Below are 25,285 nucleotides of genomic sequence, written 5' to 3' on the forward strand. Positions count from 1 at the left end.
ACAAGTCACACAACCATTTAAATTTCTGATCAATAAATCCTAAATTGCCTTAATGAACATCCCCGAGTTTCAATCCCTGTTTACCGAACTTAGAAACTGGCTCGCCGGCAAAGGCCTTGCCAGTGGCGAACTCATTTATTCTTATTTTTTTATAGGGCTTATTGGGGTTATTTTATTTCTGTTCATCACCATATTTTTAACCCGACAGCTTTTTATCGGTGTGGTAAAAAGTGCAAAAACCAAATCCGATTGGCAAAAGGCGCTGTTTGAATTTAGGGTGTTCAGGGCATTTGCCTTAATATTTGGCGCCTACATCATCTATAATGTTGTTCCTTATCTTTTTATCGATTTTAAAAACGGGTTATTTTATGCTTTAATATTTGCTAAAATCTACATGGTTTTAGCCGTAATGTTTGCTGTAAATGCATTTCTTAATGCTTTGGTATCCATTATGGAATCATCAAAGAAATATGCCGATAAACCCATTAGAAGTTACAAACAGGTAGCCAAAATTGTATTTTATATTGTTGGTTTTGTACTCATCCTGTCGATTATTCTTGGCGAATCGCCGCTTTATGTTTTTGGTGGTTTTGGCGCGGTTACCGCTGTTTTTATTCTGGTTTTCAGAGATCCGATTTTAGGTTTTGTAGCTTCCGTACAAATGAGCGCTATTGACCTGGTAAGGGTAGGTGATTGGATTACCGTAGAGAAGTATGGTGCCGATGGCGAGGTAACTGAAATAAATTTAACTACCATTAAGGTGCGTAACTGGGATAAAACGGTAACCATTGTCCCTAGTTATGCCATCGTTAGTGAGTCGTTTAAGAACTGGCGGGCAATGGAAGAAAGTGAGGGGAGGAGGATTAAAAGGCATATCAACATCAAAATTTCGAGTATTAAATTCTGCGATGAAGAATTGATTGGAAGACTACAGAGTATCGATTTTTTGAAAGATTACCTTAAAGAAACACAGGCTTTTATAGAAAGGTATAATGCCGAAAATACGGTGAATCCCAATAATCTGGTTAACGGCCGCCACATGACTAATATTGGCACTTTTAGGGTTTATGCAGAGAAATACCTCGAAAGTAATCCACACATTAATACCGATTTAACCTTTATGGTGCGCCAGTTGCAGGCCACAGAAAACGGATTACCGATTGAGATTTATGTATTCTCGAAAGAAAAAGGATTGAAGCGTTTCGAAGAAGTGGCTGCTGATATTTTTGATCATTTATTAGCTGCTGTACCCTATTTCGACCTGGAAATTTTCCAAAGTCCTAGCGGCAGCGATATGCGCAATTTTGTGAGAAGAGGGGACGATTAGTATTGAAAAATTAGAACTCCCATAAATAATTTCCACCAAAGTAGTTTCTTAGGAAAACCAAAGAAATGATAATCAAAAAGACTAAAATTCCTTGAAGGGTGACGTTTTGTTCTAGTTTGCTGTTAAAATAAAGAATTATCGCTAGAAAAACACCTAAAGCACTGGTAACTAATCCAAAAAAATCATCCTTTAAAAACCGGGTTTTACAAACAATAGTTACATCAGGTTTCCGCAAACCAAAATATAAGATAATGCCGGTTATTTTTGATCTATAGATTAGCAGGGAATCTTTCTCATTTATTTCATTGAAAAGTTTAGGTGGTATCCTATATTTTTCATGAAGGGTTTGAACACTAAAAATGTGTTCTTTTCTGTTTTTGGAGCGATAGCCCTCAAAATCAACAATAAATTCAGCATTTGATTTTACGGGCGAGAAATTACTGTCAAGAAAAATGATAAAACAGAAAAATAATGTTAATCCAATTAAGCTCTTCTTAAATAGAGCTTGATTGAAGCCTGAGAAGTTGATTCTATCTTGAGCCATAATTTATGATGGCCCAAGATAATTAATTTATACTTCACTTATAAAAGTGATTACCTTTTCGCAAACCTTAAACAACAGCGGTGGTAAAGTTTCGTTGGTGTAGGGCTGTGTAGCACCATAAACATGGTTAGCACCTTCAATTTTAACTAACCTGCTGCCAGGATTGGCCTCTGCCAAAGTTTGTGCAGTTTCAAAAGGAACATTTACATCATCATCGCCATGGATAATCAACCACGGGATGTTTACCCGTTTTGCTGCAGCTATAATATCCAATGCTGCTTCATTCTCTTCCAGATCTTCCAATAGACCAACATTTAAAGGCATCTGCTCTTTCGTACGGGCATTGGTCACAAAGATTTTTCCATTCTTTTTCCATTCAGCTTCTTGTTCTTTTTTCCACAGGCTGGTAAAATCACCAATGGCACTCCAGGTAATCAGTTTGTTAATCCTTAAATCGTTTGCAGCCTCAATGATCGATAATCCACCGCCGCGGCTATGGCCTATCAGATTCACCTTTGTGTCTTTACCGTATGCTTTTTCGATAAAATCGAGTACCGCATTTAAATCAAAAAGTTCTTTCGATACAGTATTGTTAGCAAAGGCATCCATATCGGTTACATCTTTCGGGTCATCAACTGGCACACCACTATGCGATAAATTGAATTTAACGTAACGGTAACCGTTGCTGGCAAAATGCCTGGCTACTAAATTGTGTGCCCCCCAATCTTTAAAACCTTTAAAGCCATGCACAAAAAGTACAATGGGCGTATTAGGGTTTTTCTCATCGAAAGTAATATCGCCGATAATTAATTTTCTGTCAGCACCGATCAGGCTAAAATTGCTTTGTGTAATCATAATTTAAGGAATTGGTACAGATTATAAACCTACGAAATCTTATTTTGTTGTGCATTTTTTGTGTTTAGAATAGAAGGATATTGACCACAGCCGTGAGTATAATAGCCCTGATGGAAATGGAAATCCCTTTTGGATAGGTTAAATTGTTGTTTAGCGAGGTTTATCCAAAAGGATTGGAATGTACAGCAGGACAGTACCCTTCCCACTCGCACCGGAACTGCGCTTCAAAAAAAGGATATATAATATTTTGAATAATAAATATTCTTTAAGTAATAATGCGTGGCCCAATCATAAACAATAACCGCCAAGGCAACCTTATTCATGCAATTATGATCAATATAATTAATAGTACCGCTAGCTTTCCGGTCAATATAATCCAAAAAAGATTTCTAATATCCCTAAGAAATAAATTAAAAAGCCAGGTGCAGGCAACCATTTTGGCATAATAACGTAATATACTGCGGTGGATAAAAAGTAGTTACATCTAGCCAGGACCTAGAAAAGGGCGTAAATCAAGAGGAAAATTATGCAGATTGGTTTGTTCATATAAATCAATATGGTTTGATTAATCTTTGGGCTCTTTATTTAAAACCGTTCTAAATTGATGTAAATTACAGGTTAATGACAGTCACATGCGTTCACCCTGTTACTTTTGTATCCCGATAATAGTTAATAACGGAAGCACTTGGAATATTTAAAAGTAATAGCTTTTACGCATCACCACATCGACCTGAAATCTTTAGGGAAATTAGTTATTTGTGATCAGAGTTTAGATAGCAGGTTGAAGAATGTTCAGGCAGAACTTCCCGTTAGCGAAATTTTCTATATCGGAACCTGCAACCGGGTGGAGTTTGTTTTCCTTACCAAAGAGAAAACCGACAAGGAATTTGTAACCAGGTTCCTTACTGTTTTAGACATGGGCCTACCTCCTGAATTTATGGAGCGTTTTCTGGATAATGTTACGGTATACGAAAACGAAGAAGCTTTTAACCATTTGCTCAGAACATCGTGCTCTTTAGAAAGTTTGGTGGTTGGTGAAAAGGAAATTCTTGCCCAGATCCGTAAAGCTTATGAAAACTGCCGCGATGCAGGTTTTACTGGCGATTACATGCGTATGATTATGGACCGTGTGGTTAAAACCGCAAAAGAAGTTTATACCCACACCAATATTTCAAAGAATCCCGTTTCTGTTGTTTCATTGGCCTACCGCAAACTAAAAGAGTTAAATATGTGTGGCAACTCACGTATCTTGATTATTGGCGCTGGCGAAACCAATCAGAACATTGCAAAGTACCTCAACAAACATAAATACTCGAATTTCTCGATTTTCAACCGTACGTTTTCTAAGGCCGAATCTTTGGCACAAGAGCTAGGTGGTAAGGCTTATCCTTTAGCAGCACTTGAAGATTTTAATGAAGGATTTGATGTAATCATTACCTGTACTGGCTCTACGGAGGCAATTATTAACGAAGCCTTATATGCCAAACTTTTAAACGGCGATCAGGGCAAAAAGGTAATTGTAGATTTAGCCATTCCGAATGATGTTACGCCTGCAGTGATCCATAACAACCCTGTACATTATATCGAAGTAGAATCGCTAAAAGAGGTAGCACGCAAAAATATCCAGGAACGTTATAACGAACTGGTACATGCCGAAGAAATTATCAGCAATAACATCACCGAATTTTTCTCTGTTTTAAAACAACGCCGTATCGAACTGGCGATGCAGGAAGTACCAAGAAAGATTAAAGAAATCAAAAATACAGCCATAAATGGCGTGTTTGCTGATGAAATTAGTCAGATGGATGAAGCCTCACGCGAAGTTTTAGAACGTGTAATGAACTACATGGAGAAAAAATACATCAGTGTTCCGATGGTAATGGCCAAAGAAATTTTGGTCAATCAATCTTAAGGTTTTACCGCAAAAAACACTAAGCCCAGATATCTTTTGTCTTTTAGCTAAATCCTGAAACCAATTCCCTTTTCGTCATGCTGAACTTGTTTCAGCATCTTTCTTGCACTCAACTTAATTTCTTACATGGTTTAACTGCCATCTAATATAAATAACATTTAAATTTTATTTATGGGGAGCGTTGTGTGGCTTAAGATTCTTCGCTGCACTCAGAATGACAAACCGATTGTGTAATGTCACAGAAATCCTTTAAATTCCCTATTCTGTAACCTCACTGTCTCATTTTTAAACAATTCATGGTATAAACCACTAATTAAATTAAATTTGCAACTCATTTAACCTTTATAGTGAAGAAATTAACCATTGGAACACGCGGTAGCGACCTGGCTTTATGGCAAGCAAATCATATAAAAGATGAATTGGCTGCAATTGGAATAGAAGCAGAAATAAAAATCATTAAAACGCAGGGCGATAAAATCCTGAATTTAAGATTGGATAAACTGGAAGGCAAAGGCTTTTTTACCAAAGAATTGGAAGAGGAGCTTTTAGGTGGAACAATTGATCTGGCTGTACATTGCCTTAAAGATTTACCTACTACACACCCTGAAGGATTGATTATCGCTGCTTTACCACCACGTGAAGAAGCAAGCGAATACCTATTGATTTTAAAAGATTGTGTAGATGTTTCGCAGAAGCTTTCGTTAAAAAAAGGTGCAATGGTTGGCACTTCATCCAACCGTCGCAAAGCCCAGTTACTGGGCTTACGCCCTGACTTAGAGGTTGAAGATTTACGCGGAAATGTGCCCACCCGTATCCAAAAACTTCGCGATGAAGATTATGATGCCATTCTGATCGCAAAAGCTGGTGTTAAGCGCTTAAATCTTGATGTGAGCGATTTACATGTGGAAGAATTAGAAACTACCGAGTTTATCCCGGCACCCGCCCAGGGCGCTTTGGCTATTCAGATCAGGGAAAATGATACCGAGCTTTTTGATGCATTGCAAAAATTGCACGATCCTGAAACGGCAGAGACTGTAACTGTAGAACGTAAGGTTTTAAACCTTTTCGAAGGTGGTTGCCACATGCCTTTGGGCTGTTACTGCAAAAAAGAAAACGGAAAATTCGAAATATGGACTTCAAAAGCCGAAACGGCCGACCATTTTCCAGAACGTTTGTTTTTACGCGCAGAAAGTACCGAAGGTTTGGCAGAAAAAATTGTGGCCAAGTTTAATGTAGAAAGGAAGAAACCAGCAAAGGTTTTCATTTCACGCGAAATTGGCGAGCACAGTTATTTCCGTAGAGCATTAGAAAATAATAATATTGAAATAGAAGGACGTTCATTGATCCGTACCTTCCCGATAGTAACGGTTTTAGATCAGTTTATTTTAAGGCATGTAGACTGGGTTTTCTTCAGCAGCCGCAATAGTGTTGAATATTTTTTCAACTTAAAACCGGTATTGCCAAAGAAAACAAGGTTTGGCGTGGTAGGAAGAGGATCAGAAGATGCCTTGCGTAAATTTGGCCATATTGCCGATTTTGTTGGCGAGAGTGGCGATATTACCGAAGTTGCTGAAGATTTTGCGCAATTGGTTGGTGGTCAGCAAATACTGTTCCCAAGAGCACAGGATTCTTTACAATCGATTCAAAAATCATTGCCAGCTGATGCTAAAATAATCGATCTGCCGATTTACGAAACGGTAATCGAAGATGATATTGACCAAAGTTATGCCGATGTGCTGATTTTTACCAGTCCATCAAATGTTGATGCCTATTTCGCTGATAATTTATTGGAACCAGGCCAACAGGTAATTGCTATAGGAAACTCTACCGGTAAGAAATTTGATGAAATGGGCGTGAAATATGCTTTGCCTTATTCGCCTGATGAAATTGGATTAGCTGAAGCTGTTTTTGGGATAGAGATAAGATAGGTTTGAGGCGGAAGGTAGAGGGTTGGAAGGCCGAAGGTTTTGAGAGGGTAAAGACTAAAGCGCAAAGCCGATTACCCCTGCAAGAAATATCCACTGCGAAATCCAAAAATCGGTGTAATCATCTAATCTGTGTAATCACCACGTAAGGAAAAATAGAAGATATTCAGGTCTCGATACTTGATACTAAATACCTGATACTAAATACTTGATACAAATAAAATGTTAAACCGTCCGCGTAGATTAAGGAAAAACCCATTGGTGAGAGAGATGGTAGCCGAAACCCGGTTATCGAAAGATATGTTTGTGTACCCTTATTTTATAGTGCCAGGCAGCAATGTTACCCACGCCATTGATGCAATGCCAGGGGTAAACCATTATTCGGTTGATACCCTTGTTAAAGATGTTGAGGCCGGAATGAAAAAAGGACTCAACAAAATTATGCTATTTGGCGTTGGCGATGAAAAATCGGAAGATGCTAAGTCAGCCTATCACGATCATTCTTTGGTGCCAACGGCGGTTCGCGAGCTCAAAAAACAATTCGGAGACGATTTATATATAGTTACCGATGTTTGCGTTTGTTCTTATACTACCCATGGTCATTGCGGTATTTTAGAGAACGATTATGTTCAAAACGATAAAACAGTAGAGGTAATCGCTAAAATGGCTTTAACACATGCTGAAGCTGGTGCTGATATGTTTGCCCCGTCTGACATGATGGATGGACGTATTGAGGCCATTCGTAATCTTTTAGATCATAACGGTTTTGTTAATGCAGCAATTATGAGCCATGCTACAAAATTTGCTTCTGCATACTATGGTCCTTTTAGAGAGGCTGCAGACTGTGCACCAAGCAAAGGCGATAGGAAGGCTTATCAGATGGATTTCAGAAACCCGTTGGAAGCTTTACGAGAAGCGCAGCTGGATGAACAAGAAGGTGCTGATGTGTTAATGGTGAAACCAGGTTTAGCCTATCTGGATATTATCCAAAGGTTAAAACAAGATACCAATTTGCCAATTGCGGTTTATAATGTATCAGGCGAATACTCGATGGTAAAAGCAGCTGCCGAACGCGGTTGGATAGATGAACAAAAAGTAGTAATGGAAACCATGCATGCCTTTGCCCGTGCAGGCGCAAGTATTATTACCACTTACCATATTAAAGATATTTTAAATAACAACTGGCTTTAGAGGCGGAAGGTAGAAGGCTTAATGGTTGAGGGCTTATCCCCACAATCTAGATCCTTAACAATTCGTTCTAAAACCTACAAATATAATGAGGTAAAAGATTGATGGCTTATTGGCTATGGGTTATGCGCCCAGAGCCTTCTACCTTCTACCTTTTAGCCTTCAACCTTAACAAAAATGTTAGATTCATTAAAGAAAATGTTTTCAGGCAACGAAGCTGATATTCCGGTAAATACGGGTAGTAAACCTGATATTTCGAGAGTAAAATCTGCCGAATTGTACGAGAAATCAAAAACGTATTTCCCAGGTGGGGTAAACTCTCCGGTAAGGGCTTTTAAATCTGTTTATGGTACACCACTTTTTATAGAAAAAGGTGACGGCTGCTTTATCTGGGATGCTGATGGTAATCAGTTTATCGATTTCTGTGGTAGCTGGGGACCACTAATTTTAGGTCATAACAATTCTAAAATCCGCGATAAAGTTACCGAGGTAATGCAGAACGGAATGAGCTTTGGTGCGCCAACAGCTTTGGAAAATGAATTGGCTGAGCTGATTATTAAAAACAACCGTTTTGTTGAGAAAATACGTTTTACGAGTTCGGGGACGGAAGCGGTAATGTCGGCGATACGTTTGGCAAGAGGTTTTACCAGCCGCGATAAGATTTTAAAATTCGAAGGCTGTTACCATGGTCATAGCGATTCGCTTTTGGTTAAAGCCGGTTCTGGTTTGGTTACTTTTGGTGAAACCTCTTCTGCGGGTGTGCCAAAATCTTTTGCTGAAGAAACCATCGTTGTACCCCTAAATGATAAAACAGCTATTGAACAAGCTTTTGCTCAGTTCAAAGATCAAATCGCTGCGGTAATCATTGAGGGTATTCCGGCAAATAATGGTTTGATTATTCAAGATGAAGAATATATTCATTTCTTACGTAAAATTTGTACGGATAACGGCTCCCTTCTGATTTTTGATGAAGTTATTACCGGTTTCAGGATAGGTTTTGAAGGGGCAGCAGCACATTATGGTGTTACACCTGATATTGTTACTTATGGTAAAATTATTGGTGGCGGCTTACCTGTTGGGATGTATGGTGCACGTGCCGAAATTATGGCGCATATTTCTCCTGATGGTGGTGTGTATCAGGCCGGAACCCTATCTGGAAATCCTGTGGCCATGGCAGCAGGAATCGCCACATTAACAGAACTGAACAAATCGAGCTTTTATAAAGATCTGAATGCGAAAGCACAAGAATTTGTAGCCAGTATTCAGCGTTTTGCAACCGCACGCAATTATAAATTTAAAGTATTTACCATTGGCTCAATCTTCTGGTTTGCATTTACTGATAAGGATAAAATCCAATCGGCCGATGATATTGATGCTGGCAGCATGGAGAAATTCAAAATTATGCACCGTGAATTATTGAACAGAGGAATTTACTTAGGGCCATCGGGATATGAAGTTGGTTTCGTATCTTCAGCACATACTAAGATCGAATTGGAGAAAGCAAAACGTGCTATTTTTGAAGCATTAGATTTAGTGTTTAAGAAGTAAGGCTTTTTTAAGCTACGACATAATGATTTATGATGGTTCGTGGAGACACGAACCATGGGAAAAACAATCTGTGAAATCCAGAAATCTGTGTAATCAACCCGAAGGAAAAATCGACGAATGAAGAAATCTATAATTATATTTTACGCATTATTGCTTTACGCACTCATTCAACTCATTTCGTGGGGAACACTGGTGGTGCGTTTGCAACCAAGCCGCATGACGATGATTATGGGTGAAGGTTCGGTGTTTTTATTTTTGCTTTGTATCGGCGGGTATTTCCTGCATCAATCGTTAAAACGTGAGGATAAATTAAGAGAGCAGCAGCAAAATTTCCTGATGTCGATAACACATGAACTTAAATCGCCTTTAGCTGCTATAAAACTTTCTATTCAAACAATTGTTAAACGGGATTTGGATAAAGCACGTCAAACTTCATTATTAAATAATTCGTTAAAAGACATTGAGCGTTTGGATGATCTGGTCGAAAATATGTTGTTGGCCACCAAAATTGAAAACCGATCTTACACTTTTCCCAAAGAAAAATTTAACTTTTCGGAGCTGGTATATAAAATTACCGATCGTTTACAGGTTCATTCTTGTGGCAATGAACAATTAATAAGTACGCAAATTCAGCCAAATTTGCAGATAATGGGTGACAAATTTGCCTTATCGTCAGTTGTAACCAATTTGATAGAGAATGCGGTAAAGTATTCGAGCCCATGCGATGAGATAAATGTGCATTTAAACGAAGTGGATGGACATATTCAGTTAAGTGTTATTGATAAGGGGCCAGGTATTTCAGATGCCGAAAAAATGTTGATATTTGATAAGTTTTACCGTGTTGGTAACGAGAATGTCAGAAAAGCGAAAGGAACAGGTTTAGGCTTGTTTATTGTGAAAGAGGTTTTACAATACCATGATGCAGATATTACAGTAAAAGACAATTTGCCTCAAGGAAGTATTTTTGAAGTAACATTTAGTTAATCTCAATTATGTCACAAAAATTAAGAATTCTATTGGTAGAAGACGAGGATCACTTGTTAGATGCTATCAAATTAAACCTGGAACTTGAGGGTTATAAAGTTCACGCCGTTAAAGATGGCAAAACCGCTCTTAAAATTTTTAAAGAAGAACGCTTCAATCTAATTATTTTAGATGTAATGCTGCCTGAAATGGATGGTTTCCAGGTTTGCGAAACAATCCGTTTAGAGAATGCAGAAGTTCCAATTATGTTTTTAACAGCTAAAAACACGTCGGAAGACCGTGTGTTAGGTTTGAAAAAAGGAGCTGACGATTATTTGGTTAAACCTTTCAACTTAGAAGAATTAATTCTTCGTGTGGGTATTTTGGTTAAACGCAGTTTAAAATCTGATGATTTAAAAGAATTGAATTCTTACAAAATCGGTGATAAAACAATTTATTTTAACTCTTTCGAATTAAAACACGATGATGGTACCATTACACCATTAACCAAAAAAGAAACGATGTTGTTGAAACTGTTAATCGAGCGTAAAAACGATGCCGTTTCTAGAGAGCAGATTTTAGAAACCGTTTGGAATTATGATGTTTATCCATCAACGAGAACGATTGATAACTTCATCTTAACGTTCCGCAAGTATTTCGAACCAGATCAAAAAAATCCTGTTTATTTCCATTCAATTCGTGGTGTAGGCTATAAATTTACTGATAGTCATTAATGTACAATAATAAGGGCAGATATGCTTTAATGGCAGTTTTTTTGCTTGCTGCATTGGTTTGTGTATTTTACAATCAATATCAGCTGGCAGCTGTTTCAGGGCTGTTGTTTGCCTTTGTTGTTTGGAGTCATTTTAAGCACAGTTCAGTTTTAATGGCATCGAAACATTTTAAGAATAACGAATTCGGTAAAACCAAAGCCCTATTGGCAGAGGTGGTTAAGCCAGAGCGCTTGGCCAAAAGCCGAAGGGGTTATTACGAATTTATGCAGGGCAATATGGCTTTGAAGGAAGAAGACTACGATAAGGCGGAGTATCACTTTCAGTTGGCTAGCCGCTTTCCTGTGGGAGGTAAAAATGAAAAATCGTACGTATTGATCCATTTGGCTAACCTTGCTTTGCGGAAGAAAGATAAAGAAAGGGCAGAAGCTTATACGAAATTGGCGAAAGAACTTGCCGAAACGCAACGCTCGAAAGACATTATCGTTAAAATTGAAAAAGAAATCAGCAAATTATAATATTAATATTGTCATTTTGAATAACGAAGCACCAGTTTAGGAATAAAAAGGTACTTCGTTTTTTTTTTATTTATACCTTTGCAAAATTAAAATTTTAGCTCGGTCGTCATGCTGAACTTGTTTCAGCATCTTTCCTTAGTTAGACCCTGAAATAAATTCAGGGTGACGATACGCGGCACCAAATACAATCATGAAGAATAACTTATTTTTAGACGCAGCATTTTCAAAACAAACCGAACGCCCACCAGTATGGATGATGCGTCAGGCAGGTCGTTTTATGCCACAATATTGGGAAATTAAAAACAAATACTCTTTTTTAGAGATGTGTAAAAACCCAGAAATTGCTGCAGATGTGACCATGTTACCCGTTGATTTGTTGGATATTGATGCCGCAATTTTATTCTGTGATATTTTGGTAACCGGCGAGGCTATGGGTGGTGATTTGAGTTTTACTCAAGGCGTTGGACCTAAGTTTGCAAATCCGGTGCGTACCGCTAAAGATATCGAAAACTTAAATGTTGATTGCCTGGACGAATTGCAGTATGTTGCTGATGCGATTAAAGTGATTCAACAACGATTGGATAGCAGAATTCCATTGATCGGTTTTGCAGGTGCACCATTTACGGTAATGAGTTATTTAATTGAAGGAGGTTCTTCTAAAGATTTTAAATTAACCAAACTCTTTATACACAATCAGCCAGAATTGGCGCATAAACTTTTGGCTAAAATTGCTAAAGTAACGGCAGATTACCTGAATCTTCAGATTGCTGCCGGAGTTAATGCTGTTCAGATTTTTGATAGCTGGGCACTTGCTTTATCCTGGAATGATTACCAGGAGTTTTCTCACCGTTACATTCAGGAAATCATTGCTAACTTAAACAGAAAAGACATTCCGGTGATTTCTTTCTGTAAAGGAAGTTCGGTTTTTGCACCAATTATGGCAGAAGCTAAACCAGATGTAATTTCGGTTGACTGGAATGCTGATTTATTGAATATTAAAAATGCTTTGCCAAAAGGTATTGCTGTACAGGGAAATTTAGATCCACATATTTTATATGCGGATAAAGCTGTAATCAAGGCACAGATCCATAAATTGTTCGAGCGCATGCGTGGTACTGAAGGTTTTATCTTCAACTTAGGACATGGTATAATGCCAGATATTCCTTTCGATAATGTGAAGTATGCAATTGAGGTGGTTAAGGAGTTTAGGTATTAACCACTAAATCCCTTAAAGGGGACTTTGAACAGCGAATACAAATTGTTATATTTGGATATATAAGGGCTAGAGCTTATCCTAAAATTTTTCTAATGAAGAAGATCGAAGTTATAGATACGTTGAAAGAGATGCCAGATGAATTTTCTGCAGATGAATTAATTGAAAGGATTTTATTACTTCAAAAAATTGATGCAGGATTGAATCAAGTTCAAACGGGTAAAATTTATTCTGAAGAGGAGGCCGAGAAAAAATTAGAGAAATGGCTAAAATAGTCTGGACAGAAATAGCCATTGATGATTTAAATAATATTGCAAATTTTCATAGTCAGTATTCTCATAACTTTGCTTCAGCTATAATTAAGAAACTCTTTAACAAACCTAAAATTTTAAAGGAAATGCCCGAATTGGGAAGGATCGTTCCTGAAAGAGATAATGAAGCAATCCGTGAACTTATAGAAGGTAATTACCGGATTATTTATTTTTTCGATAAGGGAATTGATACTGTTGAGATCATTACCGTTCATCATGCCGCTCAACCCTTTCTATAATCCTCTAAATATTAAATGATAGAAACCTTACAGCCATATTACCACTATTTTCTTGCAGTACACATTGTATTTGTAATTAGCTGGATGGCGGGATTGTTTTATATCCTTAGTCTTTTTATTTATCACACTGAGGCAAACGATAAGCCCGAACCTGAAAAAACTATCCTCCAGAAACAGTTTATTAAAATGGAGGCTACTTTATGGAAAATTATTGCCACCCCAGCGATGATTATTTCTGTTTTGGCAGGTGTATCTATGCTGACTTTAAACCAAGGTTTGCTTCAAGCTGATTGGATGTGGGTTAAGCTAGGTTTTGTTGTTAGCTTACTCATTTATCATTTCATCTGCCAAAACATCGTTAAACAGCTTAAAAACAATCAATATAAGCTAAGCAGCTTTCAGTTGAGGTTATGGCGTGAGCTTGCTACCATTTTTATGATCGCCATTGTATTTGTGGTCATTCTTAAAAGTGCCATTAACTGGATTTATGGTTTAATTGGTATAATGGGTGTAGCTATGGCCATTATGATTGGGGTTAAGCTGTACAAGAACTATCGTAAAAAGCGTGGTGAATAATCATTCTGCCACAAAGTCACTTGGGCATCAAGAATATTGTTTGTAATTAAGGTATTAAAAAATTTTGTGTTCTTTGTGCCTTGGTGGTCAACTCGTAAATAACTTTGTTTCCTTTGCGTAAACTTGCACCGACTTCTTGATACTTGATACCCTGTACTTGATAATTTAATAAAAAACTATTCTAAATTTGGGCGATAAAATTCAAGCGCATGTTTACATCTACAGGTCTGAAAAAGACCTTATTCTTAATATCTTTTCTTTTTAGTACTTATTTCGCTTCGGCACAGTTTGATCAATCGGCTTTCGAAAATCGTATCCGTCCCGATAGCAGCTTAACCAACGAGGTTCACTTCAACTTTTATAATTTAAACTACGTTCGTAATTACGAGTATACCAACGATTTTCACGATGGTTATACATTGTACGGAACACAGTTGCAGCCTCAAATTGTTTATTACGCGCATCCTAATCTGGCGATTACCGCTGGTGCTTTTATCAGAAAGGATTTCGGGCGGAACGGAATTTCCGATGCAAAGCCTTTGTTCAGTGTAAAATACCATAAAAGAAATCTTACTTTAATTTTTGGAAGTTTAGAAGGTAATATTCAGCATAAGTACATCGAACCATTATACGATTTCGAAAGAACCCTAACCACACCAATTGAATATGGAACACAGTTATTGGTTGAGCGCAAGAAGTTTACTTTAGATGCCTGGATAGCCTGGCAGAAAATGATTTATAAGGGTGATCCTGCCAAAGAAGAAATTATTGGTGGTTTATCTACCGAAAGCACCATTGCAGAAGGTAATGGATGGAAATTTAGTTTGCCTGCCCAATTTTTGGCTTTCCATCAAGGTGGGCAGATTGATGTGCTAAAAGAAATTCCCATTACCACCATGTTTAACGGTGCGACTGGGTTAAAACTGCACAAAGCAATTAATACCAACATTAAACAGGTGTATACCGACAATTATATTGCGGTGTATAAAGATTTTTCACCTGATAAAAGAAAAGCTTACGAAGGTGGCTTTGGTTTATGGTTAAATGCAGGTGTAGAAAGTAAATGGGGCAGTTTGGTGGCTTCTTATTGGAAAGGCAATAACTTTATTTCAATTAAAGGTATGCCGCTTTATGAATCGGTTTCAGATAATCTGTACAGTCCGGGCTTAAAGCAGAGTGCAAGAAATATTGTTTCATTGCGTTATGCTTACCAAAAAGAGTTAATTCCACATTTATACCTTGATGTTCGTTTCGAACCGCATATCGATTTAGACAATACCGATAAACAACTTCAGTTTAACCATTCATTCTTTTTAACCTACAAACAGGATTTTAAATTGTTTAAGGTGAAAAAGGATGGAAGGTAGAAGGTGGAAAGGTTGAGGGTGATTAAGTTCATACAATTTCAAACCCCGTAGGTTTTAAAACCTACGGGGTTTGTTATTTAAGCATTGTCCCTGCCAACTAAACCCGATAACAGCGAAAAACACGAAGGTGAGGAACGAACCAAGGCTTTGAAGCGGATAGCGGGACCGCTGCTCCCGATGAAATGCTGAATATTCATTTTCAAATAAAAATCTATATCTTTCTTAAAAAATATTTTAATCATATCTATTTGATAGTCAATAGATATGATTCTGTTTTTAACTTTATTTAACTTTTTTTCTCACCTCATGCAACCATTGTTTGTAATCCGCCATCTTCTATATACAAACACACAATGAAATTGACGCGGAGCTATACGATAAACGATTTGATGGAAGGCTGCAAAGCTGGCGACCGGAAGATGCAAGAGTTGCTTTACAAGCAAACAGCATCGAAGATGTTGGCCGTTTGTATGCGCTACGCCAAAGACAGGATGGAAGCAGAAGATGTACTGCAGATGGGGTACATTAAAATTTTCCAGAAAATAAAAGAGTACAGGGGCGATGGTTCTTTTGAAGGCTGGATTAGAAGGGTTATGGTGAATACTGCAATTGAAAGTTACCGTAAAAATTTACGCAGCTTAAATGTGGTAGAAATAGATGAAGCTTACGAGCAACCGTCAACCGGATTTGATTTTGGCACTTTAGGGATGCAGGATTTAATGAAGGTGATACAAAAATTGGCAGATGGTTACCGCATGGTTTTTAACATGTACGTAATTGAAGGTTATTCGCACAAAGAAATTGGAGAAACGCTTGGGATCTCAGAGGGTGCAAGTAAATCGCAACTATCGAGAGCAAGGGCAATATTAAAAGAAGAAATTATTAAAATGGAGGGATTTGGTTATGCAACCTATACGGGATAAGGATTTTGATCAGTTATTTAAGGATGCTTTTGCTGATGCAGAAGTAACACCTTCTAGGGATTTATGGAGCAGCATTGAAAGCGAAATAACACCTAAGAAAAAAAGAATCATACCGATTTATTGGTTGTCTGCGGCCGCTGTATTATTGATCGCTACGATTGGGGTTTTGGTATATCAACAGCAAAATACCAGCAGCGGAGGTAAACAATTGGCCAGTAACACGATTGAAAAAGCGAAACCAGTGGTACAAGAGCCAGTTGTTAAAGATTCGTCGGCTACAATTGTTGCACCAGTTGAAAATATCGCACCAGTTGTGCCAGTTCGACCTAAGGCAGTAAGTGCTATTGCCAAAACGAAGGTGAAACGAGAAGTTAAGCCTGTTATAGGGCAACCGCACATAGTTACAGCCCCTGAAATGCAAAAGCAAGAAACAATTGTAGCTAAAGTAGAAGAACCTAAAAAAGATATCAAAACAAGAATTGAAGAGGCGATTTTACAGCCAAAAGAAGAGGTTGTAACTGCGGTTGTTGCAACGCCAGTTAAAACGGATGAACCTGTTAACGATAACGAACAAAATAAAGGTATCCGTAATGTTGGTGATGTGGTAAACCTCATCGTTAATAAAATGGACAAAAGAAAAGATAAGCTGATCCAGTTCCGTACAGATGATGATGATTCTTCTTTGGCATCGATCAATATAGGCCCATTTAAAATAGGTAAACGGAATAAGAAATAAACAGTTTTTAATGATCAGTTGGCAATTATCAGTTAACAGTGTCTAACATTAAACATTTAAACTTTACAACAATTAACATAACAAACACACATATATGAAACGTCTAATTTATACAACACTTTTGGTAAGCGGGCTTGCCGGTGTTATGGCTCCAGGTGCTTTTGCACAACAAGATAGTACCAAAAAGAAAATGGATTATAGTGAAGGACATGGTATCATCATTAAAACCAAATCTACAGATTCAGTTAAAAAAGGCCGTTTTGTGGGCGGAATTACTTTTACCAGGGTTGATTTAGGTTTCTCCAGGTTAATCGATAATGGAAGCTTCAACTTATCTCCAAACAACGATTTTTTGGATTATAAAGGTGGTAAAACCAGTACTTTCTCTTTCGATGTTCTGCAATTAGGCTACCGTTTTAATTCAAACTTTAAGGTTTATGTAGCCGGTGGGTTCGACTGGACATTGATCCGTTTGCGGAAAGACATTACTATTGCTAAAAATTCTAACGAATTTGTATATACCGATCAGGCGCCTGTACATTTTTCAAAAAACCGTTTCTCGAGCAGTTATGTACATATTCCCTTAAACTTCGAATTCCGTACCAGCGAAAACAAAAACAGCAAAAGATTTTACCTGGTTTTAGGTCCGGAGGTTAGCTTTTTGCTAAACGGAAAAATTAAACAGGTAAGTGAAGAACGTGGTAAAGAAAAACAATACGATAGCTACCACTTTCAATCAGTTCGTTACGGTGGTACAGTTAGATTTGGCTATGGTGGTATAGGATTATTTACCAAATATTACTTTAACGATATGTTTACTACCGCTCAACAAGCTGGCTTGAAAAACATGAGCTTTGGGGTTACCTTCGGATTAAACTAAACCCCTAAATCCCCTAAAGGGGACTTAATTAAACCCTCTTGGAAATGTAGGGCGTCAACACACAAATAAGACAGATCCTGTTTCGGTTAGGCGAGACAGGATTTTTTGATATAAGCTTAAATTCAGTAATTAGTTGTTAAAAGTGTTTTAAAAACGTCTAGTCCAGATCGATTCCTTATACTGATCCAATAGCTATCGGATTTATTTCAACATCTTTTTAGCATGAAAGACCCTGAAATAAATTCAGGGTGACGATCGCGTTAGAAAAAGAGGGAAAAAACTGATCGAAATACATAAGTATTAATCGAATTCAGGTTCTAAAGTTTTGGTAAGATTATTCTCATCGATTAAAGATTTTAAGCAATTCTCTATAAATTCATCCAAACTTATACCTTGCTCTTGCGCATAAATTTTGGCCTGCTCTATAACAGCATCATCAAGTGTTAGTGTGATTTTAGCTTTCATGTCTTTGTATTTTGTTGATTTAAAGATAAATACAGTTTCGCTGAATTTCTAAATAAAATATTAACAATTACACCGGGTTTAACCTTATACCTTCCACCTCAAAACCCTCCACCTTTTTATTATCTTTACCGTGTGAGCAATACCATAATCAGCGTTAAAAACTTAACCAAGCAATATCAGGCAGAACAGGCCGGGGGGATTAAAAATGTAAGTTTCGAGATCAAAAGAGGCGATGTAGTGGCCATAATCGGAGAGAGTGGAAGTGGAAAATCGACTTTACTTAAATCCATTTACGGATTGCTGAAAACCGATGAAGGTGAAATCTTTTTCGAAAATCAAAGGGTTAAAGGCCCTGATGAACAACTCATTCCAGGCCATAAGCAGATGAAAATGGTTACGCAGGATTTTTCGTTAAATATTTATGCAAAAGTTTACGATAATATTGCCTCACAACTCTCCAATACCGATCTTAAAACGAAAGCCGAGAAAACGCTCCAGATTATGGAACATCTCCGGATTTCGCCACTCCAGAACAAAAAAATTATCGAACTGAGCGGCGGAGAGCAGCAACGTGTGGCCATAGCTAAAGCAATGGTTGCCGATACACAGGTTTTACTTTTAGACGAACCTTTTAGCCAGGTTGATGCCTTACTTAAAAATCAGCTGCGTGCCGATATCAAACGGGTAGCCTCCGAAACTGGTGTTACTGTAATTTTGGTTTCTCACGATCCAGCCGATGGTTTATTCCTGGCCGACCAGTTACTGATCCTGAAAAATGGCGAACTGCTGCAAACAGGAAAACCGGTAGAAATTTACCAGCACCCAAAACACATTTACACCGCTCAGATTTTAGGCAATGCTGTGGTTTTATCGAAAGCCGATGCCGAAAAAATTGGTTTAAAAACGGAAAAAGAATTCGTTGTGTTTTACCCCGAATGGGCCGAAATAAGCAATAGTTGGAGCAGTAGGCGCTATGAGGTAAAGGATGTGTACTACAAAGGCTTTTATGATGAACTGCTTTTAGAAAGAAATGGCGTGAACATTCGTGCCTTGCAACTGAACAAGGGAGAGCATAAAAAAAACGACCACGTTCAATTGAACATCAGTCGTTTTTTGGAGTTTTAATTGTAGTTATAGTTTTATGTTTTAATTAAAAAGTTATAATTATAATTATAACTTTTTAGTATATTTGATATGATTGTAATTATAATTATAACATGAATATACCAGCTGACATTTTAAATCGCGATAAATACATATCCCAAATACGACCTTTCATACGTAAAAACCTGATTAAGGTATTAACTGGGCAACGTAGGGTGGGAAAGAGTTATCTGATTTTTCAGATTATAAACAATATTATTGGACAGGATAAGGATGCAAATATTATTTACATTAATAAAGAAGATTTACAGTTCGATTTTATTCGAAATGCAAATGATCTGAATGATTACATCCTATCAAGAGTAAAACCTGATTTGCATAATTATATCTTTATAGATGAAATACAGGATATTGCTGATTTTGAAAAAGCGTTAAGATCACTTTTACTCGATCAAAATAATGATATATACATTACAGGTAGCAATGCTAAAATGCTTTCTGGAGAATTGGCTACTTACTTAAGCGGGAGATATGTTGAGTTTACCATTTACAGTTTGTCATATTCTGAGTTTTTATTGTTTCATAAATTGAAGAATAGTGACAAAAATATGGAGCACTATTTTAAGTATGGTGGGTTACCTTATCTGATTAATTTAACTTTAAATGAGCAGGCATTTGAATATCTTAATAGCATTTATACAACTATTTTGTTTAGGGATGTTGTTTCCAGATATAATCTGAGAAATAGTAATTTCTTAGAGAAACTTGTTCTTTTCCTGGCAGATAATATTGGAAGTTTGTTTTCTGCCAAAAAAATAAGTGATTTTCTTAAATCTCAACAAACAAAAATAGCACCGAATCAAATACAGACTTATACAGGGTATTTGGTAAATGCATATATTATTCATGAGGTAGACCGTTATGATATTATTGGGAAAAGGATTTTTGAAACAGGCAGTAAATTTTATTTTGAAAATACGGGCATTAGAAATGCCATTATTGGATATAGGCTGCAGGACTTAGGCAAACTACTCGAAAATGTAGTATATAATCATCTCCTATATTTGGGCTACAAAATAAAAGTTGGCACAATGAATACAAAGGAAATTGATTTTATTGGTGAGCGCAAACGTGAATTTATTTATGTCCAGGTAGCCTTAAAATTAGAAGATGAGTCAACCATCAAGCGTGAATTTGAAAACTTGCTTCTGATAGACAACAACTATCCAAAATATGTAATTACCAATAGTCAATTTAATGGGAATACATATCAAGGGATACAACATGTTTACATCCGCGACTTTTTAATGTGGGAAAATTAGAACATAAAAAAAACGACCACGTTCAATTGAACATTAGTCGTTTTTTAGAATTTTAAGTGCTAGCTACAAATCGTTTCCAACAAGAACTATTTTTACCCTTACTGTTGATGTAGGTTTTATCGGAGTTGTTGCCTGGTAATCTGAACTTTGGACGTCGATAGATACCCCGCCTTTATATACTTCGAAGCTGTATGCATCAACATTATAAACAAATGGTAACGCGATATAACTTGCACCGCTATTGTAAGAAATGTAAACTAAGGTGCCTTCATTATCAATATGATATTGATCTATTTCCGGAACAGAAATATCTGCAGTAAATGTTTTTCCGTCATTGCTTAATACCCACGCGTTAGTAGATATATCTTTAACTACAGTTAAAATGGCATTGCCCGGTTGAACAATCGTGTCTTTTTTGCAGGAAGCCAGACCTAGTGTGGCAATGCAAAGCATTAAGATGGTAAGTTTTTTCATGTTGATTAGTGTTTATTTGTGTGTGTGATATTGGTATTACAAATCTGTTGCCAAAAAAATATAATTGAAGATTTATGGATTAATTATTGTGCAACAGATTAAATACACAAATGTAGGCACCCTATTTTTTAAAAATATGAAGCTCTTTTTTCGTCTCTTACCCTGGTTAATTTTAGTCGTAGCAGGGTATTTATTTATCTCCAAAAAGTTTAGTATTAATACCTCTGTAGAAAGCAAACATCAGCTTCTGGTAGAAAAAATTGAGGCAATTGGTAAATTGGAGCTGGTAAGGTACCAGATCAGCGATGTTTTAGAACACAAAAATAAAACAGACTTTTTACCCGAAGCCAGTGTTTTATTGATTGTTAAAGCCGAAGCGGTAGGCTGTATCGATTTAACAAAAATTGCGCGTGAAGATATTGATATTGATGCGGACACCGCTGTAGTAAATTTACCACAGCCCGAAATATGCTATGTGAAAATAGACCATAAAAACTCGCGTGTTTACGATACAAAAATGGCTTTCTTTCGGGAAGCGGGTTTGGTAGATGAAGCATATAAAGCGGCCGAAAGACAGGTAACTGCTGAGGTTAAAAAATCGAGTATTTTAACACAGACTAAAACCAATGCTACAACCGTACTTAAACCGATTATAGAAGGATTGGGCTATAAGAATGTGCGGTTTACCTTTGAATGAGGTGGAAGGTTTAAGGCGGAAGGTTCCTCGCGATCGACACACTAGATCCCGTCATCACGACAGAAACGCAGTGTAGCGGAGAGATCTATCTCAAGACAGATTTAGCTTCGCTGAGCCTGCGAGTTCTCAACTTCGTTGCACTGCGCTCGAAATGACCATACCTTGAACTGCCAGCCTCGGTCTTATTTCAAAAAATCTTCCCGATACGGATTAAAAACATCGATCAATAATCCAGCTTCTAAGCAAACCACACCATGAAATACGTTTGACGGGGCAAAGAAAACGTCGCCTTCGTTTAAAATTTTCTTATCATCGCCCATGCTAACCTCAAAACTTCCTTTTGCTACGTAACTCATTTGTAGGTGAGGATGATTGTGGATAGAGCCAATGGCGTCTTTTTCAAAGTCTACCTTAACCAGCATCAAATGATCATCGTAAGCCATAATTTTGCGTTTAACGCCTGCTCCTAAATCTTCCCAATCAATATCGCTGTCAGAAATTAATGCTTTGTTGCTTAAGTCTTTGAAATTCATATTTTATATTTTTGCGTTAAAAAAAAATCGTCATCTCGACTGGAACGCAGTGGAATGGAGAGATCTGTCTCGAGGTAGATTTAGCTTCGCTGAGCACTTCGTGGTTCTCGACTTCGCTGCACTTCGCTCGAAATGACGGATTTGATTTTGCGGTTATCCTTCAACAGGCTCAGGATGACAAAGGAATTAAATTATACTTTGTGTGCTTTGTGAAAAACTCTGCGCGCTTTGCGGTTAAACCTTTAAACCAAATATTCAAACAAAGTCTGGTCTTGGTTTAGTTCGATAATTTCGAATTTAAAATCTTTCATGCGTTGTAATAAACTTGCATAATCGTTTTTATTAGAAAGCTCGATACCAACCAATGCAGGGCCATTTTCTTTATTTGTTTTTTTAATAAACTCGAAACGGGTAATATCATCCTGTGGACCTAAAACCTCATTCACGAATAACTTTAAAGCCCCTGGTCTTTGTGGGAAACGTACAATGAAATAATGTTTCAAGCCTTCGAAAAGCAAAGATTTCTCTTTAATCTCCTGCATACGCTCAATATCGTTATTTCCACCGCTTACGATACAAACTACCGTTTTACCAGCAATCTGGTCTTTAAGCTGATCTAATGCAGCCACAGATAGTGCTCCGGCAGGTTCAACCACAATGGCATCTTCGTTATACAATTTTAAAATGGTTGTGCAGATTTTTCCTTCAGGGATTAAATGCATCTGATCAAGCAGTTCCTTGCAATATTCGTAAGTGATATGGCCAATTCTTTTTACAGCGGCACCATCCACAAAACGGTCTATTTCTTCTAAGGTAAACGGACCACCGTATTCCATCGCCGTAACCATTGATGGTGCACCTAGCGGCTCAACACCTACCAATTTCACTTCGGGTTTAACGGTTTTCATGTAAGCACTCACGCCTGATGCCAAACCGCCACCACCTACAGGCATTACAATGATATCCAGATCAGGTAGGTCTTCGTAAATTTCTACACCAACCGTTGCCTGGCCTTCAATTACCTTTTCGTCATCGAAAGGCGGAATAAAAGTGGCTGATTTTTCTGCACTGTAAGCTAAAGCTTCTTTTAAACAATCATCAAAAGTATCGCCCACTAAAACCACTTCAACATGATCACCACCGAACATGTAAGTCTGTTTAACCTTTTGTTTCGGCGTAATCTCTGGCATAAAAATAACACCCTTAATGCCCAATTTTTTGCATGAATAGGCCACACCTTGCGCGTGGTTACCCGCACTTGCACAAACTACACCGTTAATTAATGCATCTTGTGGCAATGTGCTGATTTTATTGTAGGCACCACGTAATTTGTATGAGCGTACAATCTGCAGGTCTTCTCTCTTTAAATAAATATTGGCATTGTAATGCGCAGAAAGTCCGGCGTTAAACTCTAAAGGCGTGCGTTTTACCACGCCTTTTAACCGTTGCGATGCAGATAAAAAATCTAATGTATTCGGTGTTGTAGTATTCATAATTTAGTATCAAGAAGAGAGATATGAGTATCGAGACTAATATTTCACTTGTATTTTTTTGTAAAGCAGGGTTTGGTGTTCCATCGGTTGCAGCAGTCCTGCTTTACATTTTATTCCACTGCGCTTCATGCCCATTTCATCCGATAGCTATCGGATCAGGTTTAGGAAGCAAGGTTTGTGTTTCAAACTTAAATCCCCCCCTGCCCCTCCAAAGGGGGACCACCCCTCAAAGTTTCTAAGGCAATTCGCTTTAGTCTTTAACGTTTCAGCTTTTACGCCAAATGCAAAGCAACCAATTGGTTTAGATCGTAATCGTTAATACCTTGTTTACTATCGGCTAAAACCAAAAATTGTTTGTAAACAATATCTAAATGATCTTTTTCCAATTTATGGCCTAAGCGGTCTAAATGGTGTTTTAAGGCATGGCGTCCGCTTCTTGCAGTCAATACAATGGTTGCATCAGGGAAACCAACATCCTCTGGTTTAATAATTTCGTAGTTTTCACGGTTTTTCAAGAAACCATCCTGATGAATGCCTGAGCTATGTGAAAATGCGTTTCCACCAACAATTGCTTTGTTTGGTTGTACCGGCATATTCATCTGGTTACGCACCATATGGCTCATTTCATAGAAACGGGTAGCATCAATTTGGGTGTTTAAGCCTAAAATCTTGTGTGTTTTCAAAATCATGACGACTTCTTCCATAGATGTATTGCCTGCACGCTCTCCGATGCCGTTTATGGTACATTCTACCTGACGGGCACCATTTTGTAAACCTGCGATAGAGTTGGCTGTAGCCAAGCCTAAATCGTTGTGGCAATGCACAGAGATAATGGCTTTATCGATATTTTTTACATTCTCTTTCAAAAAAAGAATTTTCGAACCATATTGGTCTGGTAAGCAATAACCGTTGGTATCTGGAATATTTACCACGGTGGCACCGGCAGCAATTACTGCTTCAACCATTTTAGCTAAAAATTCGATATCTGCGCGGCCGGCATCCTCTGCATAGAATTCAACATCTTCCACAAATTTTTTCGAATACCTTACTGCTTCAACAGCACGTTCTAAGATTTCTTCGCGGGTGCTGTTAAATTTATGTTTAATGTGGAAATCGGATGAACCAATCCCAGTGTGGATACGTGGTCTTTTTGCATAACGTAAAGCATCTGCAGCAACGTCGATATCATTTTTATTTGCACGGGTTAACGCGCAGATAATCGGGTTGGTAACTGCTTTTGATAACTCAATTACGCTATTAAAATCTCCAGGACTAGATACCGGGAAACCAGCTTCAATCACATCAACACCTAAAAGCTCAAGTGATTTAGCGATTTCTACTTTTTGGTTTGTATCTAACTGGCAGCCTGGAACCTGCTCGCCGTCACGCAATGTCGTGTCGAAAATATAAACTTTGTTCGGGTCGTGAATCATAATCTTAA

The 25,285-nt window shown here is 37.6% G+C and carries 26 protein-coding genes; 19 read left to right on the forward strand and 7 right to left on the reverse strand.

Features of this window, described 5'->3' with window-relative positions:
• The first annotated feature begins 52 nt into the window (after positions 1–52).
• Complete coding sequence (locus AC07VK_RS11310) at positions 53–1,327, forward strand: mechanosensitive ion channel family protein (RefSeq protein ID WP_492960492.1); 1,275 nt, start codon at positions 53–55, stop codon at positions 1,325–1,327.
• A gap of 10 nt (positions 1,328–1,337) precedes the next feature.
• Here the strand turns inward: AC07VK_RS11310 and AC07VK_RS11315 are convergent, their stop codons facing one another.
• Both AC07VK_RS11315 and AC07VK_RS11320 read right to left on the reverse strand, forming a co-directional pair.
• Complete coding sequence (locus AC07VK_RS11315) at positions 1,338–1,871, reverse strand: hypothetical protein (RefSeq protein ID WP_492960494.1); 534 nt, start codon at positions 1,869–1,871, stop codon at positions 1,338–1,340.
• A 27-nt stretch (positions 1,872–1,898) separates the two neighbouring features.
• On the reverse strand, positions 1,899–2,726 hold the full coding sequence (locus AC07VK_RS11320) for an alpha/beta hydrolase family protein (RefSeq protein WP_492960496.1): 828 nt from the start codon (positions 2,724–2,726) through the stop codon (positions 1,899–1,901).
• A gap of 685 nt (positions 2,727–3,411) precedes the next feature.
• Between AC07VK_RS11320 and hemA the strand changes: the two genes are divergently transcribed.
• The 15 genes from hemA to AC07VK_RS11395 all read left to right on the forward strand — a co-directional run bounded on the left by hemA (position 3,412) and on the right by AC07VK_RS11395 (position 17,756).
• Complete coding sequence (hemA, locus tag AC07VK_RS11325; RefSeq protein ID WP_492954778.1) at positions 3,412–4,638, forward strand: glutamyl-tRNA reductase; 1,227 nt, start codon at positions 3,412–3,414, stop codon at positions 4,636–4,638.
• Between the two features lie 347 nt (positions 4,639–4,985).
• Positions 4,986–6,566, forward strand: coding sequence for a hydroxymethylbilane synthase (hemC, locus tag AC07VK_RS11330; protein WP_492954779.1), 1,581 nt, complete (start codon positions 4,986–4,988; stop codon positions 6,564–6,566).
• Between the two features lie 219 nt (positions 6,567–6,785).
• Complete coding sequence (gene hemB / locus AC07VK_RS11335) at positions 6,786–7,754, forward strand: porphobilinogen synthase (RefSeq protein ID WP_492960497.1); 969 nt, start codon at positions 6,786–6,788, stop codon at positions 7,752–7,754.
• A gap of 174 nt (positions 7,755–7,928) precedes the next feature.
• Positions 7,929–9,299, forward strand: a complete 1,371-nt coding sequence (gene hemL / locus AC07VK_RS11340) for a glutamate-1-semialdehyde 2,1-aminomutase (protein ID WP_492960499.1) — start codon at positions 7,929–7,931, stop codon at positions 9,297–9,299.
• Between the two features lie 117 nt (positions 9,300–9,416).
• On the forward strand, positions 9,417–10,283 hold the full coding sequence (locus tag AC07VK_RS11345; RefSeq protein ID WP_492960501.1) for a sensor histidine kinase: 867 nt from the start codon (positions 9,417–9,419) through the stop codon (positions 10,281–10,283).
• 8 nt (positions 10,284–10,291) lie between these two features.
• Positions 10,292–10,996: a response regulator transcription factor gene (locus AC07VK_RS11350; protein WP_025146905.1), complete on the forward strand. Its 705-nt coding sequence runs from the start codon at positions 10,292–10,294 to the stop codon at positions 10,994–10,996.
• Positions 10,996–11,511, forward strand: a complete 516-nt coding sequence (locus tag AC07VK_RS11355) for a hypothetical protein (protein ID WP_492960503.1) — start codon at positions 10,996–10,998, stop codon at positions 11,509–11,511. Before AC07VK_RS11350 ends, AC07VK_RS11355 begins: the two co-directional genes overlap by 1 nt.
• 190 nt (positions 11,512–11,701) lie before the next feature.
• Positions 11,702–12,727: a uroporphyrinogen decarboxylase gene (gene hemE / locus AC07VK_RS11360; protein ID WP_190326472.1), complete on the forward strand. Its 1,026-nt coding sequence runs from the start codon at positions 11,702–11,704 to the stop codon at positions 12,725–12,727.
• A 92-nt stretch (positions 12,728–12,819) separates the two neighbouring features.
• Positions 12,820–12,999, forward strand: a complete 180-nt coding sequence (locus AC07VK_RS11365; protein ID WP_492954785.1) for a hypothetical protein — start codon at positions 12,820–12,822, stop codon at positions 12,997–12,999.
• Positions 12,987–13,274 carry a type II toxin-antitoxin system RelE/ParE family toxin gene (locus tag AC07VK_RS11370; RefSeq protein ID WP_492954786.1) on the forward strand — a complete coding sequence of 96 codons (288 nt, stop codon included), beginning with the start codon at positions 12,987–12,989 and terminating at the stop codon, positions 13,272–13,274. Before AC07VK_RS11365 ends, AC07VK_RS11370 begins: the two co-directional genes overlap by 13 nt.
• 15 nt (positions 13,275–13,289) lie before the next feature.
• Positions 13,290–13,850, forward strand: coding sequence for a CopD family protein (locus tag AC07VK_RS11375; RefSeq protein ID WP_492960505.1), 561 nt, complete (start codon positions 13,290–13,292; stop codon positions 13,848–13,850).
• A gap of 209 nt (positions 13,851–14,059) precedes the next feature.
• The gene (locus AC07VK_RS11380; protein WP_492960507.1) at positions 14,060–15,217 is read left to right on the forward strand and encodes a lipid A deacylase; all 1,158 of its coding nucleotides are present in this window, start codon (positions 14,060–14,062) and stop codon (positions 15,215–15,217) included.
• A gap of 353 nt (positions 15,218–15,570) precedes the next feature.
• Complete coding sequence (locus AC07VK_RS11385; RefSeq protein WP_025146912.1) at positions 15,571–16,140, forward strand: RNA polymerase sigma factor; 570 nt, start codon at positions 15,571–15,573, stop codon at positions 16,138–16,140.
• The gene (locus AC07VK_RS11390; protein WP_492960509.1) at positions 16,121–16,876 is read left to right on the forward strand and encodes a hypothetical protein; all 756 of its coding nucleotides are present in this window, start codon (positions 16,121–16,123) and stop codon (positions 16,874–16,876) included. The genes AC07VK_RS11385 and AC07VK_RS11390 overlap by 20 nt, the downstream gene beginning before the upstream one ends.
• A 94-nt stretch (positions 16,877–16,970) precedes the next feature.
• Positions 16,971–17,756 carry an outer membrane beta-barrel protein gene (locus AC07VK_RS11395; protein WP_492954791.1) on the forward strand — a complete coding sequence of 262 codons (786 nt, stop codon included), beginning with the start codon at positions 16,971–16,973 and terminating at the stop codon, positions 17,754–17,756.
• A gap of 300 nt (positions 17,757–18,056) precedes the next feature.
• Here AC07VK_RS11395 and AC07VK_RS11400 read toward each other — a convergent pair whose 3' ends face one another.
• Complete coding sequence (locus tag AC07VK_RS11400; protein ID WP_184463623.1) at positions 18,057–18,221, reverse strand: DUF6364 family protein; 165 nt, start codon at positions 18,219–18,221, stop codon at positions 18,057–18,059.
• A gap of 132 nt (positions 18,222–18,353) precedes the next feature.
• On the opposite strand from AC07VK_RS11400, the gene AC07VK_RS11405 reads away from it, so the two are divergent.
• On the forward strand, positions 18,354–19,346 hold the full coding sequence (locus AC07VK_RS11405) for an ABC transporter ATP-binding protein (RefSeq protein ID WP_492954792.1): 993 nt from the start codon (positions 18,354–18,356) through the stop codon (positions 19,344–19,346).
• Positions 19,347–19,438: 92 nt separating this feature from the next.
• A complete protein-coding gene (locus AC07VK_RS11410) occupies positions 19,439–20,647 on the forward strand; it encodes an ATP-binding protein (protein WP_492960511.1) in 1,209 nt (402 codons plus the stop codon).
• A 63-nt stretch (positions 20,648–20,710) separates the two neighbouring features.
• On the opposite strand, the gene AC07VK_RS11415 is transcribed toward AC07VK_RS11410, so the two are convergent.
• Positions 20,711–21,121: a hypothetical protein gene (locus tag AC07VK_RS11415; protein WP_492954794.1), complete on the reverse strand. Its 411-nt coding sequence runs from the start codon at positions 21,119–21,121 to the stop codon at positions 20,711–20,713.
• 136 nt (positions 21,122–21,257) lie between these two features.
• Between AC07VK_RS11415 and AC07VK_RS11420 the strand changes: the two genes are divergently transcribed.
• Complete coding sequence (locus tag AC07VK_RS11420; RefSeq protein ID WP_492960513.1) at positions 21,258–21,818, forward strand: DUF4230 domain-containing protein; 561 nt, start codon at positions 21,258–21,260, stop codon at positions 21,816–21,818.
• A gap of 182 nt (positions 21,819–22,000) precedes the next feature.
• On the opposite strand, the gene AC07VK_RS11425 is transcribed toward AC07VK_RS11420, so the two are convergent.
• The 3 genes from AC07VK_RS11425 to AC07VK_RS11435 form a co-directional block, all read right to left on the reverse strand.
• Positions 22,001–22,351: a cupin domain-containing protein gene (locus AC07VK_RS11425; RefSeq protein WP_492960515.1), complete on the reverse strand. Its 351-nt coding sequence runs from the start codon at positions 22,349–22,351 to the stop codon at positions 22,001–22,003.
• Positions 22,352–22,593: 242 nt separating this feature from the next.
• Positions 22,594–23,844, reverse strand: coding sequence for a threonine ammonia-lyase IlvA (ilvA, locus tag AC07VK_RS11430; protein WP_492960517.1), 1,251 nt, complete (start codon positions 23,842–23,844; stop codon positions 22,594–22,596).
• A 272-nt stretch (positions 23,845–24,116) separates the two neighbouring features.
• Positions 24,117–25,277 (reverse strand): 2-isopropylmalate synthase, encoded by a 1,161-nt coding sequence (locus tag AC07VK_RS11435; RefSeq protein ID WP_083488690.1) that lies wholly within the window; start codon positions 25,275–25,277, stop codon positions 24,117–24,119.
• Between the last annotated feature and the right edge of the window lie 8 nt (positions 25,278–25,285).

The organism is Pedobacter sp. GW821-FHT01D05 (assembly GCF_059422505.1).